This window comes from Actinoallomurus sp. CA-142502 (genome assembly GCF_050936355.1).
Lineage (GTDB): Bacteria > Actinomycetota > Actinomycetes > Streptosporangiales > Streptosporangiaceae > Actinoallomurus > Actinoallomurus iriomotensis.
In genome coordinates this window covers 1,740,148-1,758,988 of record NZ_JBNJMY010000001.1, presented here as the reverse complement: position 1 = coordinate 1,758,988, position 18,841 = coordinate 1,740,148, and the positions used below count along the sequence as shown (strand labels likewise).

General features: G+C 68.2%; 18 protein-coding genes and 1 pseudogene. 7 read left to right on the top strand and 12 right to left on the bottom strand.

Features of this window, described 5'->3' with window-relative positions; genetic code table 11:
- Positions 1-34 precede the first annotated feature (34 nt).
- From ACQEV1_RS08650 to ACQEV1_RS08640, 3 genes are read left to right on the top strand one after another with little or no spacing between them, the layout of a single operon-like run.
- Positions 35-421: a winged helix-turn-helix transcriptional regulator gene (locus tag ACQEV1_RS08650; protein ID WP_433392866.1), complete on the top strand. Its 387-nt coding sequence runs from the start codon at positions 35-37 to the stop codon at positions 419-421.
- 45 nt (positions 422-466) lie between these two features.
- Positions 467-901, top strand: a complete 435-nt coding sequence (locus ACQEV1_RS08645; RefSeq protein ID WP_433392864.1) for a MarR family winged helix-turn-helix transcriptional regulator — start codon at positions 467-469, stop codon at positions 899-901.
- Positions 898-1,350, top strand: coding sequence for a hypothetical protein (locus tag ACQEV1_RS08640; RefSeq protein ID WP_433392862.1), 453 nt, complete (start codon positions 898-900; stop codon positions 1,348-1,350). The genes ACQEV1_RS08645 and ACQEV1_RS08640 overlap by 4 nt, the downstream gene beginning before the upstream one ends.
- Before the next feature lie 40 nt (positions 1,351-1,390).
- Here ACQEV1_RS08640 and ACQEV1_RS08635 read toward each other — a convergent pair whose 3' ends face one another.
- Together ACQEV1_RS08635 and ACQEV1_RS08630 are read right to left on the bottom strand one after the other, a co-directional pair.
- Positions 1,391-1,696, bottom strand: a complete 306-nt coding sequence (locus ACQEV1_RS08635; protein ID WP_433392860.1) for a YrhB domain-containing protein — start codon at positions 1,694-1,696, stop codon at positions 1,391-1,393.
- Between the two features lie 24 nt (positions 1,697-1,720).
- Complete coding sequence (locus ACQEV1_RS08630; protein ID WP_433392858.1) at positions 1,721-2,395, bottom strand: hypothetical protein; 675 nt, start codon at positions 2,393-2,395, stop codon at positions 1,721-1,723.
- Positions 2,396-2,749: 354 nt separating this feature from the next.
- On the opposite strand from ACQEV1_RS08630, the gene ACQEV1_RS08625 reads away from it, so the two are divergent.
- Complete coding sequence (locus ACQEV1_RS08625; RefSeq protein ID WP_433392856.1) at positions 2,750-3,253, top strand: RNA polymerase sigma factor; 504 nt, start codon at positions 2,750-2,752, stop codon at positions 3,251-3,253.
- Positions 3,250-4,302, top strand: a complete 1,053-nt coding sequence (locus ACQEV1_RS08620; RefSeq protein WP_433392854.1) for a CU044_5270 family protein — start codon at positions 3,250-3,252, stop codon at positions 4,300-4,302. The genes ACQEV1_RS08625 and ACQEV1_RS08620 overlap by 4 nt, the downstream gene beginning before the upstream one ends.
- A gap of 115 nt (positions 4,303-4,417) precedes the next feature.
- Here ACQEV1_RS08620 and ACQEV1_RS08615 read toward each other — a convergent pair whose 3' ends face one another.
- From ACQEV1_RS08615 to ACQEV1_RS08605, 3 genes are read right to left on the bottom strand one after another with little or no spacing between them, the layout of a single operon-like run.
- Positions 4,418-4,978: a hypothetical protein gene (locus ACQEV1_RS08615; RefSeq protein WP_285621336.1), complete on the bottom strand. Its 561-nt coding sequence runs from the start codon at positions 4,976-4,978 to the stop codon at positions 4,418-4,420.
- Between the two features lie 2 nt (positions 4,979-4,980).
- Positions 4,981-6,780 carry a DEAD/DEAH box helicase gene (locus ACQEV1_RS08610; protein WP_433392851.1) on the bottom strand — a complete coding sequence of 600 codons (1,800 nt, stop codon included), beginning with the start codon at positions 6,778-6,780 and terminating at the stop codon, positions 4,981-4,983.
- Between the two features lie 4 nt (positions 6,781-6,784).
- Positions 6,785-8,389, bottom strand: a complete 1,605-nt coding sequence (locus ACQEV1_RS08605) for an MFS transporter (RefSeq protein WP_433392849.1) — start codon at positions 8,387-8,389, stop codon at positions 6,785-6,787.
- Positions 8,390-9,043: 654 nt separating this feature from the next.
- Here ACQEV1_RS08605 and ACQEV1_RS08600 point away from each other — a divergent pair.
- Complete coding sequence (locus ACQEV1_RS08600) at positions 9,044-9,793, top strand: DUF2127 domain-containing protein (protein ID WP_433392847.1); 750 nt, start codon at positions 9,044-9,046, stop codon at positions 9,791-9,793.
- A gap of 268 nt (positions 9,794-10,061) precedes the next feature.
- Positions 10,062-12,326: a DEAD/DEAH box helicase gene (locus ACQEV1_RS08595; protein WP_433392845.1), complete on the top strand. Its 2,265-nt coding sequence runs from the start codon at positions 10,062-10,064 to the stop codon at positions 12,324-12,326.
- A gap of 60 nt (positions 12,327-12,386) precedes the next feature.
- Here the strand turns inward: ACQEV1_RS08595 and ACQEV1_RS08590 are convergent, their stop codons facing one another.
- The 7 genes and pseudogenes from ACQEV1_RS08590 to ACQEV1_RS08560 form a co-directional block, all read right to left on the bottom strand.
- Complete coding sequence (locus ACQEV1_RS08590) at positions 12,387-12,614, bottom strand: winged helix-turn-helix transcriptional regulator (protein ID WP_433392843.1); 228 nt, start codon at positions 12,612-12,614, stop codon at positions 12,387-12,389.
- Positions 12,615-12,749: 135 nt separating this feature from the next.
- Positions 12,750-13,529 carry an IS21-like element helper ATPase IstB gene (gene istB / locus ACQEV1_RS08585; protein WP_433392841.1) on the bottom strand — a complete coding sequence of 260 codons (780 nt, stop codon included), beginning with the start codon at positions 13,527-13,529 and terminating at the stop codon, positions 12,750-12,752.
- Positions 13,526-15,138, bottom strand: a pseudogene (gene istA, locus ACQEV1_RS08580) (IS21 family transposase). Before istA ends, istB begins: the two are co-directional and overlap by 4 nt.
- Positions 15,139-15,606: 468 nt before the next feature.
- Entirely contained in the window at positions 15,607-16,440 is an 834-nt protein-coding gene (locus ACQEV1_RS08575; RefSeq protein WP_433392839.1) for an alpha/beta fold hydrolase, read from the bottom strand.
- A 27-nt stretch (positions 16,441-16,467) separates the two neighbouring features.
- Positions 16,468-16,974 (bottom strand): DoxX family protein, encoded by a 507-nt coding sequence (locus ACQEV1_RS08570; protein WP_433392837.1) that lies wholly within the window; start codon positions 16,972-16,974, stop codon positions 16,468-16,470.
- 19 nt (positions 16,975-16,993) lie between these two features.
- Positions 16,994-17,839: an ABC transporter permease gene (locus tag ACQEV1_RS08565; protein WP_131350304.1), complete on the bottom strand. Its 846-nt coding sequence runs from the start codon at positions 17,837-17,839 to the stop codon at positions 16,994-16,996.
- Entirely contained in the window at positions 17,836-18,801 is a 966-nt protein-coding gene (locus ACQEV1_RS08560) for an ATP-binding cassette domain-containing protein (protein WP_433392834.1), read from the bottom strand. The genes ACQEV1_RS08565 and ACQEV1_RS08560 overlap by 4 nt, the downstream gene beginning before the upstream one ends.
- Positions 18,802-18,841 lie beyond the last annotated feature (40 nt).

Below are 18,841 nucleotides of genomic sequence, written 5' to 3'. Positions count from 1 at the left end.
CATCGATGTATGCGTCCAGGAAAGAAGCCTCGTTATGGCGAAGGTCACACCGAAGTCGGGCGGCCCGCGGATCCGCGAAGGCGGCGCGGTCCGCGAGGTGATGGATCGGATCGGCGACAAATGGAGCCTGCTGGTGATCGGCACCCTGCGCGCCGGGCCGCTGCGGTTCGGCGAGCTGGAGGCGGCCGTCGCCGGCATCTCCCAGCGGATGCTCACACTGACGCTCAAACACCTGGTCGAGGACGGTCTGGTCGCGCGCACCGCCTACGCCGAGGTGCCGCCACGGGTCGAGTACGAGCTGACCGAGCTGGGCCGGACGCTGGTGCCGCTGGTGATGGCGCTCGCTGAGTGGGCGATGGCCAACCACGAGCAGATCAACGCCAACCGATCAGGTCATGCGGGCGGCGAGGGACGGCCCTGAACGAGTGCTTGCGGCAGATGATACGAAATCGTATAGTCCGAAATCGTGACGTCTGAATCCGTGTCATCCGGGTGGTCGGCTTTGCTCGCACTGCAGCGGGCCACCCACGCAACACTGCAAGTGCTCTCCGCGGAGCTCGTCGACCTGGACCTGACCGCCTCCGAGATCAACGCGCTGGCGAACCTGGCTGACGGCCGAGGCCGGACCGTGTCCGAACTCGGCGCGGCCGTGGGCACCCGCCCCACCACACTGACCAGCGTGCTGGACCGTCTGGAACGACGCGGCCACATCACCCGCGGCGCCCGCCCCGGAGACCGTCGCGCGGTACTCATCGAACTCACGCCGTCCGGACGATCGGCCGCCGCCACGATCCGGCAGGCCATCGCCGCTTTGGAGCACCGCGCGTTCGACGGCCTGCAGGACGACGCGATCGCCCACCTGCGCACCGCCCTGGAGGCCCTGACGGAGATTCCCTCATGACCATGCGGCCCTCCTGCGACGCCCGCGACTTCGACGCGTTGATGGCCGAAGTGATGGCGACCGCCGAACGGTTCGGCCACCGGGAACATGTGCATCTGACGTGGCTGGCCGTGCGACGCGTTGGCGTGTCTGCGGCGGTCGGCCTGATCGGCGAGGGCATCCAGCGCACCGCCCGCTATGCGAGGGTGCCTCAGAAGTACCACGCGACCATGAGCCGAGCCTGGGTCGAACTGGTCGGTCACCACGCGACCGAACACGGCGAAGACGACTTCACCGCGTTCGCCGGCCACCACACCGCCCTGCTCGACAAGCGCCTTCTGACCCGCTTCTACCATCCGGCGACGCTGACCTCCTCACAGGCCAGGACCGGCTGGGTCGAACCCGACCGCGCTCCATTCCCGTGGCAGGACCCGAGCCGGCGGCAGCCCCAAGACGAAGAGGCCCTGTGACCGTGACCAGGCGATGGCGGCAACGCAGGTTCGCTGCGCCTCATCCGTTTGGCGGGAACCTTGCGGGATCTTGTTCATACGCTTGGAGTGCGGCCTGCGGGGTGTACTTGGAGGAGAATTCGACGATTCGGCCATCCTCACGGCGTACGAGCACCGGCCCGGCGCCGATCAGTCCGTAGTTAGAATCCCCTGTTTCCAGCGCCTTCTCGGTGGTGTAAACGAACATCCACCCATACGGCGACTCAATCGTGGCAGGATCGATGATCACTATCCGTGGATATCGATCGGCAGGAAAGGTACGCTCGATAAAGAGTTTTGCAATCCTCGTCGCCGCCTCGCGCGTCATCGAATACATTACCAATCATCCTCATCATGTGGCTGGGTAGTAATCGTAGATGATAAAGCCCGGCATGTCAGGGTAAGCCTCTGCCGTGTATTTCTTGAGCGATCCGTCCTGTCCGTCCAAGAAATGCACTTCGCCGTTCAAATCGGCGACGTTGTAAACATGGCTGTTCCATGGCATTGTCCTGATGTCCTGACGCAAGATCCCATAGGTGCCGGGATTGGCCCTCACGTCGGATACCACATGGCTAATGCCCGGGGCGCCTTCCATGATGCGGGACTCGACCGACAGCGGTCGAGTGACCGGACCGAGCGGCCCCGGATTTCTCCCGACCCAGACGTTGGTCGGCCCGGCCACCACTGCGCCGCGCTCGCGAAGCAGGTTCTCGCGAACGGCCAGCGAGCACTCGAGGCAGTTGCGTGTGCCACCAGTAGGATTGATGTTCTTCACTATCTCGTGCACTTCATCGGTAGTGAACGGCCTGCCGGCCGCACCTTCATGAATTGCCGCGATCCGTGCGTGGGCGGCGCGCATCAATGCCGCCTGTTCTTCTGTCATATCAGTGGCTTCGGGAAGTTTTTCCACCCCGCGTGGCCGGATCTCTGCCAGCGGTACGTCCTGCGGCGTCACCACGCGCTCTCCGGACGCGATCTCGCGCTCGGCACCCGCCAAGCCTTTGGGCGATTTGAAGAATTGCAACAAGGGCTGGAAGAGACGCCCGAGAGCCCTACCCTCACCCGCGGTGAACCGCGCCGCCACTAGGCACCGCCGTTTTGGATCATTGATCGACAATAGCGGTGCGCGGCCAGTCGGCGACAGGCTCTCGTACGAGTGCGCTCGGGCTCGGGGCGTACAAGCGATCTGCGACGTGACCGCTGTTCCTACCCCCGCCGACGGCCTGGCTCGGCAGAGGCGTGCGGCTTTGTGGCCACCTCAAGCCGTCCGAGCATGTGCTTCGTAGGCCCACTCACATGAGTCGCCGGTCACGGACTGGCTGTAATGCACGCCTGGGCCGCGACACAGACACAGTGTGGACAGACGAGATGGGCGGTGTACATGACCGCGGACAGGCAGTGGTTCGTCGATATCTACGAACGTCACTACGACGCGGTGCTGCGGTACGCGTGGCGCCGGGTCGGCCCTGACGACGCGGCGGATGTCGTCGCGGAGACCTTCACGATCGCCTGGCGGCGGCTGCGCGACGTTCCGGAGGACATGCCGCTGCCCTGGCTGTACGGGGTGGCTCGCAACCTCATCGCGAACCGGAGGCGGAAGGACCGCCGGCGCGGCGTGCCAGATGCGTTCGACGAGGGTGTGTACCTGGTCGAGCCGGACCACGCGGAGGCGCTCGGCCGACGGGACGCCGCGCTCGCGGCGCTTCATGATCTCTCCGATGACGACAGGGAGATCGTCCGGCTGATCGCCTGGGAGGGCCTGACGACGGCCGAGACGGCCGTCGTACTCGGGTGCAGCGCCGCCGCGGCGACCGTGCGCCTCCACCGGGCACGGAGACGGATCGAGAAACTGATGAGCGCCAAGCTCGAGGAGGTGGCGTCGTGAAGACCGACGCGGACATCGTGCGCGGCCTGCTCGCCGGACACGACCCGGCCCGGGCCGTGCGGGCCGACGTACCGGAGCGAGAACGAGCCCTGGAAGCGATCCTCACCGAGCCACCGGCTGTGGACTCCGTCACGCGGAAGCGGTGGCGGCCCCGCTGGCGGACGATGGCGGTCGTGGCAACCGCGGCGGCGGCCACGGCCATCGTGGGCCTCACCGCACTGCCGCAGCTCCGAACGACGCACGTCTCGCGCGTGACCACCCCGCCGTTGCTGGAGTTGAAGCAGCCGGTGTACGGCGCAGCGGCCACGAAGGCGCTGCGGGACCTCGCGGCCAGGGCCGAGCGGCAGCCGGACACGATCGGGCACGGCCGCGTCGTATACAGCAAGATCCAGGGCTGGTACCTCGACAGCACTGTCTCGCGTCGGCGGACGTCCGCCGTGGTGGTCCCGCGGACGGAGGAGCAATGGGTCGCACCCGACGGGTCCGGCCGCCAGCTCGCCGGCGCCGGCCGACCGTGGTTCCCCACCGCCAAGAGCCGGCAAGAGTGGGAGCGACAGGGCCGGCCGCCTCTGGGCGCCCGGGACAGCGATGACCGCTTCGGCCCCGGTGGGCTGTCGGGCGATCCCGATGTCGACAAGCTGCCGACGGATCCGGCGGCACTCCGCCGTGAGCTGGAGAAATCCGGAACCGACCTCAAGGGTGCCGCGGTCCTGCTGGAGGCGGAAGGTGACCTGTGGCGGCAGCCGCTCCGGCCGGCCCTGCAGGGGGCGCTCCTGCGCGTCCTCGCCGACTCCGGTGAGATGGGCTACGCCGGACCGGTCCGGGACCGTGCCGGGCGCGCCGGCGTCGCGTTCACCCTCGACCAGAACCAGACCGGCCTGCCCGAGCGCGACGTCATCATCTTCGACCGGCGCACCGGCCGGGCGCTGAGCGAGGAGACGATCCTCACGAAGGATCCCGGGAAACTGCCGGTGCGGATCCCATCCGTCACCTCGTACACGCTCTTCCTCGGATCCGGCCGGGTCGACGGCATGAACGAGCGCCCCTGATCCCATGACCGGCGGGCCTCGCCGTAGCGGCGTAGGTATCGGCACCTGCCGGTATCTACGCCTACGGGGCCAGGAGGAGACTGCGAAGCGGAATGTCGACGCGGCTCTCCGGGGGTCACCCGGCCACCGTGAAGTAGACGGCCGGGTCAAGGGAGTTGAGCGCGGTCCAGCGCTGCGCCGTCGCTTCGGCGGGCGCTCGGCCGCCGCCCGCCGAAGCGAGGAAGAAGCCCTGCACGTCGAGAGCGATGCGGGGATCGTCGTCGATGCGCCGCGCCATGTCGTAGTAGACGGCCAGCTCATGGGCGCACCGCGGGGTGCCGGCCGGGCAGGAGCAGTCGACGCTGTCGAGGACCGGCGCGGGCGGATGGCCCGCGTCGACGATCGTGCGGTACAGATCGTCGGTGAGCAGGGGCTGGATGCCGCTCAGCTGTCGGGAGATCTCGGCCGTCGCCCCCGCGGACATCGGCGCGACCTCGATCGTGACCACCGAGGTGCCGCGACCGCGGTGCACGACGGCGCGCACGGTCCGGCCGTCGAACGTGATCTGCACCTTCCCGTCGCGCGCCATGCGCCGCGCGCTCGGCAGCTGGGGATCGGGACGGGTCTGGCGCAACGACTCGGCGAACCGGACCCAGTCCTTGCCCCACTTCGTGTAACCGTAGTCGTGGTCGGCCATGGTCAGTTGACTCGCTTCCGGCGCAGGACCTCGATGAGACGGTCGTCGTCCAGGCGGGTCAGCTCGGCGACGCTGGACATGTCAGCGATGTCCGACAGCGCGGACTTGCGGTCGTGCATGGCCGCGATGTGCTCCTCGACGGTGGTCCCGGTGGTCAGGGTGGTGACGGTGACCGTGCGGGTCTGACCGATCCGGTGTACCCGGTCGGACGCCTGGGCCTCCACGGCCGGGTTCCACCATCGGTCGAAGTGGATGACGTCGGCCGCGCGCGTGAGCGTGAGCCCGGTGCCCCCGGCCTTCAGGCTGAGGACGAGCACCTTCGGACCGTCCTCGGACTGGAACCGGCGGACGATGTCGGCCCGTTGCTCCTGGTTCAGGCCGCCGTGGAAGAACGGCGTACTCAGCCCGAACGTTTCGGCGAAGTGCCGGACCAGCAGCTCACCGGTCTGCCGGTACTGGGTGAAGACGAGAGTCGGAGAGTCGTTCTCCAGGTTGTTCGCCACGATGTCGGTGCACAGGTCGAGCTTTCCCGACCTGCCCGACAGCTCACCGAGGTCGTCCGTGATCAGGCCCGGATGGTTGCAGACCTGCTTGAGCGAGGTCAGGACGGCGAGCACCTTGGTCTGCCGCTGGGCGCCGCTGCCGAAGCCGTCGTCGATGACCTGCTCCAGCAGCCGGTCGTACAGGCTCTCCTGCTCCTCGGTGAGGTAGCAGATGAGATCCGCGTGGATCTTGGGCGGAAGCGACCCCGCGACCTGGGACTTCTTTCGCATCAGCACGACCGGCTCGATGGCCCCGCGCAGCCGGGCGGAAGCGGCCCGGGAGCCGTCCGCGATCTGCCGTACGAAACGACGGCGGAACTGCGCCCGGTTCCCGAACAGGTGCGGTGCGACCAGATTGAGCAGGGCCCACAGCTCGTCCAGGTGATTCTCGACGGGCGTCCCGGTCAGGGCGATCCGCGCGTCGGCCGCGATGGTGCGCGCGGCCTTCGACACCTGCGTACGGGGGTTCTTCAGGACCTGCGCCTCGTCGAAGACCGCGGTGCTCCACTGGATCCCCGCCGGGGCCGGGCTGTGCGTACGCAGCGTGGGGTAGCCGGTGAGCACCACCGTGCCGTTGTCCACCTTGGGCAGCGGCCCGCCGCGCCAGATCGTGGCCCGCAGGTCGGGTGCGAACCGCGCGATCTCGTGTGCCCAGTTCGCCACCAACGACGTGGGACAGACCACCAGTTGCGGCCCCTTCTCGGCCCGCCCGGCGACACAGCCGATGGTCTGCAGGGTCTTGCCGAGTCCCATCTCGTCGGCCAGCACCGCGCCGCCGTGCGTCTCGATGGTCTCGCGCAGCCAGCTCACCCCGCGCACCTGATACGGGCGCAGCTTGGCGGTGAGCGCCGTACGCATCTCGGCCCCCACCGCAGTGGTGCGACGGAAGACGCCGCTCGCGTGTTCCGCCGTCGTGACGGCGACACCCGTGGCGTCGGGGATCGCGTGCGCGGCGATCGGCAGAGCCGACTCGCCGCCCGCGATCCACGACCGCCAGACGTCCACCGACCGGCCGGGCGAGTCGAGGGGCACGGTCACGAGCCGGTCCGGCTCGATCAGCACGCAGTCGACGTCGGACACTTTGAGCCTGCCGAGGTCCGGCGTCGGCACGACCAGGGGGACGGTCTGGACGTCACCGACCGGCGGGGCCGCCCCCACGGCGCCGTCGGACCAGGTCCACAGGGCGAACATGTGCCGGTCGGGCAGGTACGTGGCCTGACTGTCCGATCGCGCCTCGGGGAGTTGCTGCCTGGTTCCCATGGCGTCAGCGGGTGCCCACGCCGGCGCCCTCGCGGGCGGTCAGGTCCTCGGCCCCGGCCCGGGGGGCCGTCTCGTCCGCGGTCGGGCCGCCGTCCCCCGCGGGCTTGCGGACCGCGCACAGGGCGAGCAGCAGCACGGCCGCGCCGAAGAGCGCGACGAACATGATCCAGACCGCGCCGACATGCATGGCATGGACGAACGCGTCGTCGGCGGCGTGCCCGAGCGCGGGCAGGTGGGACGTGGTGGCGACGTGCCGCGCCTGTTCGGCGGAGACCCGCGCCTGCTCCCGTACCGGTCCTGGGACACCGTCCAGCGACGGCTCGATCGCGCGTCGGTACGCGATCGACATGATCGTGCCGCCGACGGCGATACCGATCACGCTGCCGGTCTGGCGCACGGTGTTGGTGACGGCCGACCCGGCACCGGCCCGCTCCAGCGGCAGCGTGCTGATCAGCGCCGCGGTCACCGGGCCGAGCACCATGCCGATGGACAGGCCCTGGACCAGCAGCACGACCTCGATCCAGACGAGGGGCGTGGCCGGTCCGAAGAGCCCGTACGCGCCCATGGTCAGCGCCGCGACGATCAGCGCCGGCACGGCGACGAGCCGCAGCGACCAGCGGTGCACCAGGCGGGCGCCGACGGGCGCGCCGAAGATCGCGCCGAGCGCGGTCGGGAGGCCGGCCAGGCCTGCCTCGATCGGCGAGTAGCCGCGCGCGCCCTGCAGGTAGAACGCGTTGTAGAAGGTGACCGCGGACACGGCGAACAGGAGCAGGCCGAGCGCCGCGTTGCCGCCGCCGAACGCACGCTGGGCGAGCAGCCGGGGATCAAAACTCGGCGCCCTGCTGCGCAGTTCGACGCGGACGAACACGGCCAGCAGGAGCAGTCCGACGACGATCGGCGCCCAGACGTCCGTACGGCCCCAGGCCGCCACCTGACCCGCGCGGATCAGTCCGTAGGCGAGCGCCGCGAGACCGGTGACGGACAGCAGCATCCCGGCCGGGTCCAGCGGCCGCGCGACGGGGCTGCGGAAGTTCGGGACCAGTAGGGCGATGCCGATCAGCGCGACGACCACGACCGGGACATTGACCAGGAAGACCGAGCCCCACCAGAAGTGGTCGAGCAGCACACCGGCGAGCACCGGGCCTACGGCCATGCCGACACCGGCGGAGGTCGAGGAGATGGCGATCGCGGTCGACCGCGCCGGGCCGGTGAACGTCCATATGAGGATGGCCAGGTTGGCCGGCATGATCAGTGCGCTGCCGACGCCCATCGCCGCCCGCGCGGCGATGAGCTGCCCCGCGTCCCCCGCGTACGCCGCCCACACCGAGGACGCGGCGAAGACCACCAGGCCCGTCGCGAGCACGGCCCGGTGGCCGAAGCGGTCGCCCAGCGCACCCGCGGTGAACATCAAGGTGGCGAAGGCCAGCGTGTACGAGCCGGTGGCCCACTGCAGCTCGGCCGGGCTGGCGTTCAACCCACGGACCGGGTCCGCGAGGGTCTCCAGCGTGGTGCTCAGGACGGTGTTGTCCAGCCAGATCAGCAGTGAACACACCATGAGAACGGCAAGAATCAGCTGCTGCCTGGACTTCGGCAACGTGGATGTGGTCATGAATTCCTTCGGGTGCGGTCTGGAAAAGCCGACGAGCGGACCGTAGGCAACAATCGCGCTTGTGTCAATTCTCGGGCGGCCGTTAACGGTCGGCGATTTTCTGCCTCCCCCGAGGACATACCGCCAGGCACTCTGTCAATTCTTGAAGATGTGAGCGGGCCGCGGCTCAGTGTGCTCTCGTGGGCATGCCGCCAAGCACCTTGTCAAACTCTGGTCCTGTTGTTTGACTTCGCGTGAATTCCGTGCCCCACCCCGTGCGGGCGGTGCTTTCGGCCTGCCGGTTCAGCAAGCCGAACGTTCTTCCCCCCGAATTTTTGTAATAGGAGAATTGAATTCTTCCGGATATGCATGGAGAGGAGCGCAGGCCCCATCGGGACCCGGCCATGCCGAGCCTGTCGGCGACGAGATGACCGCACGCACCCTCGATCACGCCGGTGGCGTTGGGTCAGCCCACCCCGAGCGCCTGGTCGTAGTTGCAGGTAGGGGGCTTGCGGCTTGGATCCGCTGGACGGGTCCAGAGCCAGGGAACGCACATCGCATAGGTCCCTCGGGAGGGCCGTCCCCTCCGCACTCGCGGTTCCTCAGTGTCCGTAGGAGCGGGCCCGGCGGGCACCCGGTCACGGAAAGCGATGCTCGGTTGCTTAGAGTTGCCTGGTGGACTGGAGTCTGATCACCTGCGGCCTCACCGGACACGTGACGTACGCGCCATCCGAGCCGGAACTGCGCGATCGGCTGCGCTGCACCAGCGCGCGGGGCACGTCGTGGCGGTGCTTGCGCTGTGGCGACTTCGTGCCTGGCGAGCCGCAAGCCTCCGGACCCGCCGACGAGGCACCGACCGTCGGTCGCGGAAGGCAACTACGTGACGCGTTCGTGCTCCGCGTCTTCGCTGTCGAACGGCTGCTCCGGGTGGTCGTCTTCGGGCTCGCCGCGTACGGCGTGTGGCGATTCTCCGTGCACAGGACCTCGATTCGGCAGGTGTTCGAGCGAGATCTTCCGCTGCTACGGCCACTTTTCGGCCAAGCAGGTCTGGACTTCGGCCATTCCCGCATCCTGCGCTGGACACAGGAGGCCCTTGGGAGCCGTCCGGGCACGCTGCACTGGATCGCCGCGGCGCTCGCCGCATACGCGGTGATCGAGCTGGTCGAAGCCGTCGGGCTCTGGTCACTCAAGCGCTGGGGAGAGTACTTCGCGTTCGTCGCCACCGCGGTGTTCCTGCCGCTGGAGATCTATGAGCTCACCGAACGGATCAGCGTCCTTCGGGTCGGCGCCCTGCTCATCAACCTGATCCTCGTCGCCTACCTGGTCTGGACAAAACACCTGTTCGGGGTCCGCGGTGGCCGAGCCGCTTACGAGGCAGAACGCCGTAGCGCCTCACTGATCGAGATCGAACGCGCCGCGACCTGACCGAGCCGGGCCGAGGTCTATGACTTCACGGCTTCCCGCGGAACCCGCAGGCCTACTGCCGGTAGACGCCGCTGACAGTTGCGGCCCAGTCGCTCGTCGCCTGCTGACCATCCCCTGGTTGGAGGCCGCCGCCGGAGGCGGCCATGCCGCGACCGTTTGATCCGGGTCCTCTGACGGAAACCCGGCGATATACCCGATGTGTCGGCGCTATCGTCTATCTTCGCGATTAGCCCGATCGTCAGTTCCAATGCGGAGACCCTCGACCACTTTGGCACACACAGCGGACCTGACGAGCGACATGGAGCCTGCCAAGGGCGAGGGAGATTCCCCCGAAGCCGAGCCGCTCCGCGCGGGAAGGGCAGCCCGCGCCATCGTCTCCGACGGCCGTGCGATTCACGACGCCATCGAGGCGGTCCTGGCCGCGCCGGAGGAATCCCGCGAGATCGCGCGACGGGCGTACGAAGTGGTGCGCGATCAGCTTGTCGCCGGCCAGCTGGACACGATGCCAGTGGACCGGCTCCGGGAACTCGTACGGGGCCGGCCGGTCACGTTCGTCCCCGTCAGCGACGCCGGCCTCGACACCGTCGGCGCGGTCCTCATGGCCGGTGCGAAAGCGCTCGGGCGAATCCCTGGAGTACGCCGGAGGACGGCCAAGCGGATCATGGCCGCCGCACGACAGATGCGGGAGTTCGTCGAGGAGAGCACCCGCGTCCGCATCGAGCCGGACGCCCGTACTCCCGAGCAGACCGCGCTCATCGCCGCCTTGCGCCGCTACGAGCGCACCAGATCCCCGATGAAGGGACCGGACCCGAGCTCGCTGGCAAGTGAGATCGGGCGTCACCTCGACCCGGCGGCACGCGGCGCGAGCCGCCGAAGAATGCTTTTCACATTCTCCGAGCGAAAGAAGCAGGAAGCTCGTGACGCTCTCGCCGAGCTGGACACCACCCTAGGTTCGAAGAAAGTCACCGCGGCGCGCAAACGCCTGTCCAGAGCCGAGTCTCTGCTGGAAAAGGCCAAGAAGACGCCAAGGGCCGCCCGGCTATGGAGCGATTACCTCGCCCGGCCGGTTGCGTACAACGGCCTGCTGATCGAGGTGGCCGGACTCGACCCGGTCAAGGAGGCCGGCCAGGGATTCCTCCCCGCCGATATCGCCGAGCAAGTCCGCGTGCTCCCCCTCGACCAGTCTCTCCTCAAGACGTCGCTGCGTGGCTACCAGGCGTTCGGCGCGAGGTTCGCGCTGTTTCAGGAGCGCGTGATCCTCGGCGACGAGATGGGACTCGGCAAGACGATGCAGTCGCTGGCCGCGATCTGCCACCTGGCGGCCGAGGGCGCGACGCACTTCCTGGTCGTCTGCCCGGCGAGCGTGGTCGTCAACTGGACTCGCGAGGTTGAGCGGCACACGCTGCTGGAGTCCCGCCGCGTACACGGACCGAGTGAGAAACGGGAGGCGGCCCAGCAGGAGTGGGTGGCCCGGGGCGGCGTGGCGATCACGACGTTCGAGGCGCTGCGCGCCATGCCGGAGGACCTGGACGTCTCGGTGGCGATGATGGTCGTCGACGAGGCGCACTACGTGAAGAACCCGAACGCGCTTCGTACGCAGGCGGTCAGTGAGTGGGCGGCGCTGAGCAGACGGGTGCTGTTCCTGACGGGGACACCGATGGAGAACAAGGTGAGGGAATTCCGGGTGCTGGTCGGGCACCTGCGCCCGGAGGTCGCCGAGAACCTGGACATCGCGGACGGAGCGCTGGACGGCACCAGGTTCCGGGAGGTGGTGGCACCGGTCTACCTGCGACGTAACCAGGAGGACGTGCTCAGCGAACTTCCGCCCCGGCTGGAGACGCAGGAATGGGTCGCACTCGAGGGACCGACGCTCCGGGCGTACCGGCAGGCGGTTCTCGCGGGGAACTTCATGGCGATGCGCCGGGCGGCGTTCGATCCAGGGACGGTGAAGGGATCCCCGAAGCTTCGGCGGCTGGCGGAGATCGTCAGCGAGGCCGCAGACGGCGGGCGCAAGGTCGTCGTGTTCTCGTACTTCCGTGACGTGCTGGACACGGTGACACAGGTACTGGGCTCCGGGCGTGATGGCGTCCCGGGCGTCCATGTCTTCGGCCCACTGACCGGGGACATCCCGTCGACGGGCCGCCAGGAGATGGTGGACGAGTTCACCGCCGCCAAGGGGCCCGCGGTACTGGTCTCCCAGATCCAGGCGGGCGGCGTGGGCCTGAACATCCAGGCCGCGTCAGTGATCATCATCGCCGAGCCGCAGCTGACGCCCTCGATCGAGGAGCAGGCGATCGCCCGCGCGCACCGGATGGGCCAGGTACGCCGCGTGGACGTACACCGGCTGCTGTGCAGCGACAGCGTCGACCAGCGAGTCCTCGAGTTGCTGACGGACAAGCGTGAGGCGTTCGATGAGTACGCGCGCCGCAGCGATATGGCGAACGCGTCACCGGACGCGGTTGACACGGGCTCCGAGACCGAACTGCGACGCCGAATCGTGGCCGCGGAGCAAAAACGTCTCAAGGCGGCGTGACCCGCAGAGCAACCACCCGCCGCCCATCCTCGTAGACCAGCTGAAGCTCTGAGTCACTCTTCACGCGCGCCCGCGCCGAAGGCCGTTCGAGTCACGGTCTGAGAGCACGCGGGGTGGATCGACCAAGTCGCCGTTCGCGCTCGCCCACTCGGTCAGCGTGTGGATCGGATCGATCAGCGTCGCTCCGAGCGGGGTGAGCTCGTACTCGACACGGGGCGGCACCTCGGCGTAGACGTGGCGGCGGATGAGTCCGTGCGCCTCCAGCCGCCGGAGCGTCTGGGTGAGCATCTTGCGGGAGATACCGCCGATTGGCTGCGGAGGTTTCGTCCGACACCGCTTGTTGGCGAGTTCTGACACCGCCGGGCACGTGTCGGTGCCGCGGATGTTGGTTTGCGTCGACACCGCTTCCGCGCCCGACGGGTGTCAGGTTGTCCGCTGCTTTGTGGCTTGGGCCAGACGGTAGGAGTCGGTGCCGGTCTCGAGGATGGTGCCGCCGAAGGTGAGTCGGTCGACGATGGCTGCGCATAGCCGGGGGTCGGTGAAGGTCTTGGTCCAGCCGCCGAAGGACTCATTGGACGCGATCGCGACCGAGGCCTTCTCCTCACGCTCGGTGAGGACCTGGAAGAGGAGTTCCGCGCCGCGGCGGTCGAGTTGCATGTAGCCGAGTTCGTCGATGCACAGCAGGTCGACGCGGCCGTAGCGGGCGATGGTCTTCGCCAGCGTCATCTCGTCGGCGGCCTCGACGAGCTCGTTGGCAAGCTGGGTCGCCAGGGTGTACTTGACCCGGTAGCCGGCCATGGCGGCCTCGGTGCCGAGTGCGATCAGCAGATGGGACTTGCCGGTGCCGGAGTCCCCGATCAGACACAGCGGCTGTCCCTTCTGGACCCATTCGCACTTGGCGAGGGTGTGGATCACGGCGGGATCGATGTTGGGGTTGGCGTCGAAGTCGAAGGCCCGCAGGGACTTCTCGCGGGGGAACTTGGCGGCCTTGATCCGGCGTTCGGACCGGCGTCGGGCGCGATCGTCGCACTCGGCAAGCAATAGTTCGGCGAGGAACCCGCGGTAAGACATCTGCTCACGCCCTGCCCGGTCGGCGTAGTCGGTGAAGGAGCTGCGGATGGTGGGCATTCGCAGCATCCGGCACGCTTGGTCGATCGCGGCGTCGGCTGCTTCTTCGGTCATTCCACGGCGCTTGGTGGTCACGGTGCGGCTCCTTCGTTCGGGGTGTCACGTCGGCTGGCCAACAGCTGGTCGTACTTCTCCACGCTCGGCAGCGGCCGAGTGTCGGCCGGATGTGGGCGCGGAGCCGGCGCTCGGTCAGCGATCGCACGGCAGGGATCTCGCCTTCTCCGCGTGCCCTGTCGCCGCTCATCAGGGACTGGTGGTCCGCTGTCGTGTCGTCGGCTCCGCCATCTGCTGTGTCGTTGTACTTGCGCGCTTCCAACGCGACAGCGTCCGCGGTGAGCGCGCCTGCACGCAGCGCCGTCGCGAGTCCGGCGACGACGTGGTCGTGTGGAAGGTGCCGGTGCAGCATCAGGACCTCAATGAGGGCACGGGTGCCGTCGGCGTCACCGTGGGCCTTGCAGGCCGCGGCCCACCAGGCGTCGTGAACGGGCGTGAACCGCCCGGATGCCCTGGCCTGCTCCAGCGCTTTCGCGCCGGGTAGCGCGCCCGGTTTGCGGAGGAGGACCTCGAGATAGTGGTCCAGGTCGACCCGGGTCGAGCCCTTGGTCATGAGCCGTTCGTGGCGGGCGATCTCGGTCCTGCCGTCGAACACGACCAGGTCGCTGGCGTTCAGGAGCACCCGGGCTTGACGGCCGACCATGCGCGCGGGCACGGAGTACTTGTTCATCCGGACCGTGACCTGGGCGTACCGGTCCACGCGCGGGGTGAACCAGCGGCCGGTCTCGAACGGCTCGGTCGGAAGGGGCGCGAGGAGTGGCTGCTCGGTGGCGAAGTGTTCCCCGACCGTGCGGGCGCGGGACCCGATCCGCCGGGCGTCGTCGGCTTCGTCCTAGGCGTCGACCATAGCGTTGAGCTCGGCGAGGGAGTCGACTTCTGGGATGGGGACGAGGTGGTTGCGTCGGAACCAGCCGATCTGCCCCTCGACGCCGCCTTTCTCGTGCGCACCTTGGATTCCGGGCTGGCAATAGAAGGCTTCGATGCCGTAGTGGGAACGGACGGCGGTCCACCTGTCGGCCTCGACCCGCTGGCGGGAGAACCCGATCACGCTCGCGACGGCGGCCTTGAGGTTGTCGTAGCGGATCTTCCCGGTCGGCACCCCGCCGAGCACGTTGAAGGCGTGGACGTGACCCTCGAAGAAGGCTTCCTGCCCAGCCGAGGCACTGACCCTGTGCACGGCCTTGCCCGAGTAGGAGAGCCGAAGGCTGAACAGCGCGCAGGTTACGAGCTCGCCGCGCAGGCGGATGGCGACGTCGCCGAAGTCAACCTCGGCCTCGCGGCCCGGGAGGTGCTCTTGCGGGATGAACGCGTTGGCAGGTTCCCGTCCGACCTCGTCGCGAATCTCACGGCGTCGGGTGGCGACGTACTCGCGGACCATCCAGTACGACACCACCCCGGCCCCGTCATGTTCGTCAAGCAGTCGATCGAAGATCCGCTTCGCCGTGTGTCGCTGCTTCCGCGGCGCGTCGAGGTCCGAGCGCAGCCAGTCGTCGATCACCACTCGGTACGCGTCAAGCCGTGAGCCGCGTTTGGGCGGTTGCTTTCTCTCCTTCGGCCATGCAGATTCCAGCGCCGCTGTCACGGTTCGGAAGCCGACGCCGTGCTTGCGCTGCAGCGCGCGGTTGGACATCCCAGATCGGGCATCCCGTCGGATCGCCGCGTACAGGTCGACCCGGGAACGCGCTGCGTCATCGGTGACACTCCTGACGTGAGCACGCCATGGGCACGACTTTCGGCACCGGGCCACCGCCCGGGAACGGTGACCGCATGCGACCACAGCCCGGAATCACTGGCCCTACCGAGGTGCCTGGTCATGTGCTGCGCAGGGCTTCGGTGGGCGGTACTGAGTCGGCCCGGAGTGCGGGGTACGACCGACGACGGAGCCGATGAGCAGCGAGTAGGCCAGGTCGAGTCCCGCTGAAGCCCAGGTCAGTACGACGGCCCGGCCTTGCGTGGTGACGAGCACGCCCAGGATCAGGCCTGTGATGCCGCCGACGACATCAACCTCGACACCACCTGTCCGCCCCGTGTCCCTGGCGCGACGAAGATCTGCTTGCGCGGTGCCTAATCGGTCTTCCTGCAGCACCTCGCGGGACCCTCAGCGTTCGCTGCTGAAGAACCGTAGCAACAGCGGGCCGACGGTCTGTGGGTCGACGACGTGATCCGGCCCCTCGAGGGTCTCCCGTTGAGCGTGGGGTAGTAGGTCTGCGAGCTCGTCGGCCGCGCGGTCGAAGAAGTCCGAGGACAGGCCTGCCATGTAGGGGACCGTGATCGGTCCTCCGGTGGTGACCAGGACCGGTTGGGTGACCGTTGCCAGTCGATCGGCCGGCAATTGGTAGCGGTTGAGGAAGACGCTGTCGTGGACCAGCGTGGGCGCGAGGGCGACCGAATCCGCCCAATGCGCCGTCTGCTTGCCTGCCGCTTTCCTGGCCGCGATGTTGTCGTCGGAGGCGCCGGTCACGCGCATGAACAGTTCGAGAACCTCCTCGTCTCGCCCGGCGTCGAAGGCGCGTCGGGTGTCCGCGATGTACTCCTCGAATCGCGGGCGTATGTCGTCCCCGACCACGTAGGGCACCTCCCACACGGCGATCGTGTCGATGGCTGACCCGGCCGCGGCGGCTTCCAGCGCCAGCGCGCCACCAGAGGACGCCCCGAACAGGTGTGCCGAGCCGCCCGCCTCCGCGATCAACGCATCCAGGTCCTCGATCTCCCTTTCCACGGCGTAAGGCTCGGTGAAGCCGCTCGCGCCGCGTCCCCGACGGGCATAGTTGTAAACCGTGAAGTGCTCGGCGAGAGCCGGCGCCAAGGGAGCGTTCTCCACCCCCTCGTCGAGTGCTCCGCCCACCAGAATGACGGCCGGACCGCTTCCTTCCCTGTCGTAGGCGATGGTGGTGCCATCGTTTGATGTCACGCGAAAGGCCATCTCGTTCATCTCACATCTCCGTTCGAGAGGTTTGTCTCAGCGCCTGAGCAACGTGCCGACGACGGCCTCGGTGCGCGACCACCGCGCCCTTGCGATCACGCCCGCCACGACGAGACAGGCGAGCGGCAGCCAAGGGCTCTGCTCGAGCACGAACTGATCGGTGATGACAGCACCGGTCAGCAATGCCGCCAACCCAAGACTGGCCAGGCCCGCCAGAGCCGGGATCAGAAGTCCAACCCCTCCCGCGACCTCCAGCGCTCCGACCAGGTACCGGAGCCACTGGCCAGCCCCGATGTCGGCGAACATGTCCACCATGACCGGGTCGCCGGCGAGCTTCGAGATTCCGCCGCCGGCGATTATCGCCGCCAGCACGACTTGCAGAATCCAGACCCCGATGCTGCTCGCCCGCCCGGGCGTCTGCGCAACGGTTTCCGAGTTGTTCTTGGGAATGGTGCTCATTCGGCTCTCCTTGTCGTGTCCGGGCCTGGTACCGGTGATGGCGTTGGCCGAGTGGGCCGGGTTGTCGGAGTTGATTTCGACCAAGTGCTCGCGGTAGCGGCATCTACTTCTTGTTGCGGTAGAGGACCATGGTGATGGGACCGAAGACCGCGACCAGAAGTACGGACGAGACGAGCACCCAGCCGATTTCCCCGGCGGGCACCGAGCCGTCCATCAGGCCGCGTACCACGGTCGCCAGGTGGGTGATCGGGTTGACCTCGACGACCGCCTGCATCCACCCGGGCATCGTCTTCGGGTCCACGAAGATGTTGCTCCCGAACGTCAGCGGGAACATCACCATCATGCTGACCCCCGCCACCGAGTTCGGCGTGCGCAGGATCAGGCTGAGCATCGTCCACAGCCACGACAGGCAGAACGAGAACACCAGCAGCAGCACCACCGAGAGCACCACGCCGACGGCGCCACCCTCCGGCCGGAACCCTAGGACCAGTCCGAGCGTGATCACGATCGCCGACCCGATCGAGTAGCGCATCACATCGCCGAGCAGGGCGCCGACCAGCGGCGACGGTCGCCACACCGGGAGCGCCCTGAACCTGTCGAACACCCCCTTCTGGATGTCGGTGTTCAGCGTTATGCCGGTGTTCATGGTGATCATGACGTTCGCCTGCACCAGGATGCCGGGCAGCAGGAACTGTAGGTACTCCTGTGTCGACCCGGCGAGCGCGCCGCCGAACAGGTAGGTGAACATAAGTGTGAACATGATCGGGAACATGGTCACGTCGACGAGCTGCTCGGGCACGTGTTTGATCTTCAGCAGCGCCCGCCAGCCGAATGTCAACGAGGTGCGCACCGGGCCGGGGCGAGACGGCCGCTCGCCGGCCAACAGCACACTGCGCAGCGCGTCCTCGGTGACCGGCGCCGACGCCTGCTCCGCGGTCGTGGCATTCATGCGGCATCCTCCTCGGGTGTCTCTTCGGCGGGATGTCCGGTCAGGGTGAGGAACACCTCGTCTAGGCTCGGCTGACCGAGCGCGAACTCGGTGACGTCGATGCCGCTGCGGGACAGCTCGGCCAGGGCGCGGGCGACCCGCTCGGGGTCGGAGATCCGCGCGGACAGCGCGGCCGGGTCGGCGGACGGCTCGGCCGGCACCTCGAGGACGCCGGCGAGGATCCGTTCGGCCTCGGCCCGCTGCTCGGGCGCACGTAGCCGTACGTGCAGCGAGCCGGCGCCGACCGACGCCTTGAGCTCGCCGCTCGAGCCCTCGGCGATGACCTTCCCGTGGTCGATCACCGCTATCCGGTCGGCGAGCTGGTCGGCCTCGTCGAGGTACTGCGTGGTCAGCAACACGGTGGTGCCTTCGGCGACCATGCCGCGGACGATCTCCCAGACCTGGTTCCTGCTCCGGGGGTCGAGGCCGGTCGTGGGCTCGTCGAGGAAGATCAGTTCGGGGGTGACGACCAGGATCGCCGCGATGTCGATGCGCCGGCGCATCCCGCCGGAGTACTTCTTCACCTGCCGGTCGGCCGCCTCGGCAAGACCGAACGCGTCGAGCAGGTCGGTCGCCCGCTCCCTGCCTCGGCGGCGTGAGTAGCCGAGCAGCCTGGCGAGCAGCAACAGGTTCTCCACCCCGGTGAGGTCCTCGTCGACCGACGCGAACTGCCCGGCGAGGCCCACCCTGCTCCGCACCGCCTGGGCGTCACGCACGACGTCGTAGCCGAGCACTTGCGCCTCTCCGGCGTCGGGGTGCAGGAGCGTGGCCAGCATGCGGATCGTGGTGGTCTTGCCCGCCCCGTTCGGACCGAGCACGCCGTACACGCCCCCGGCGCTCACGGCCAGGTCGACACCGGCGACCGCGTGGGTCGTACCGAAGCTCTTCTTCAACCCTCTCGTCTCGATCGCGAGCGTTCCCATGGGTTCGATTCCTTCTCTCGGTGTTGCGAACGGATTGGTT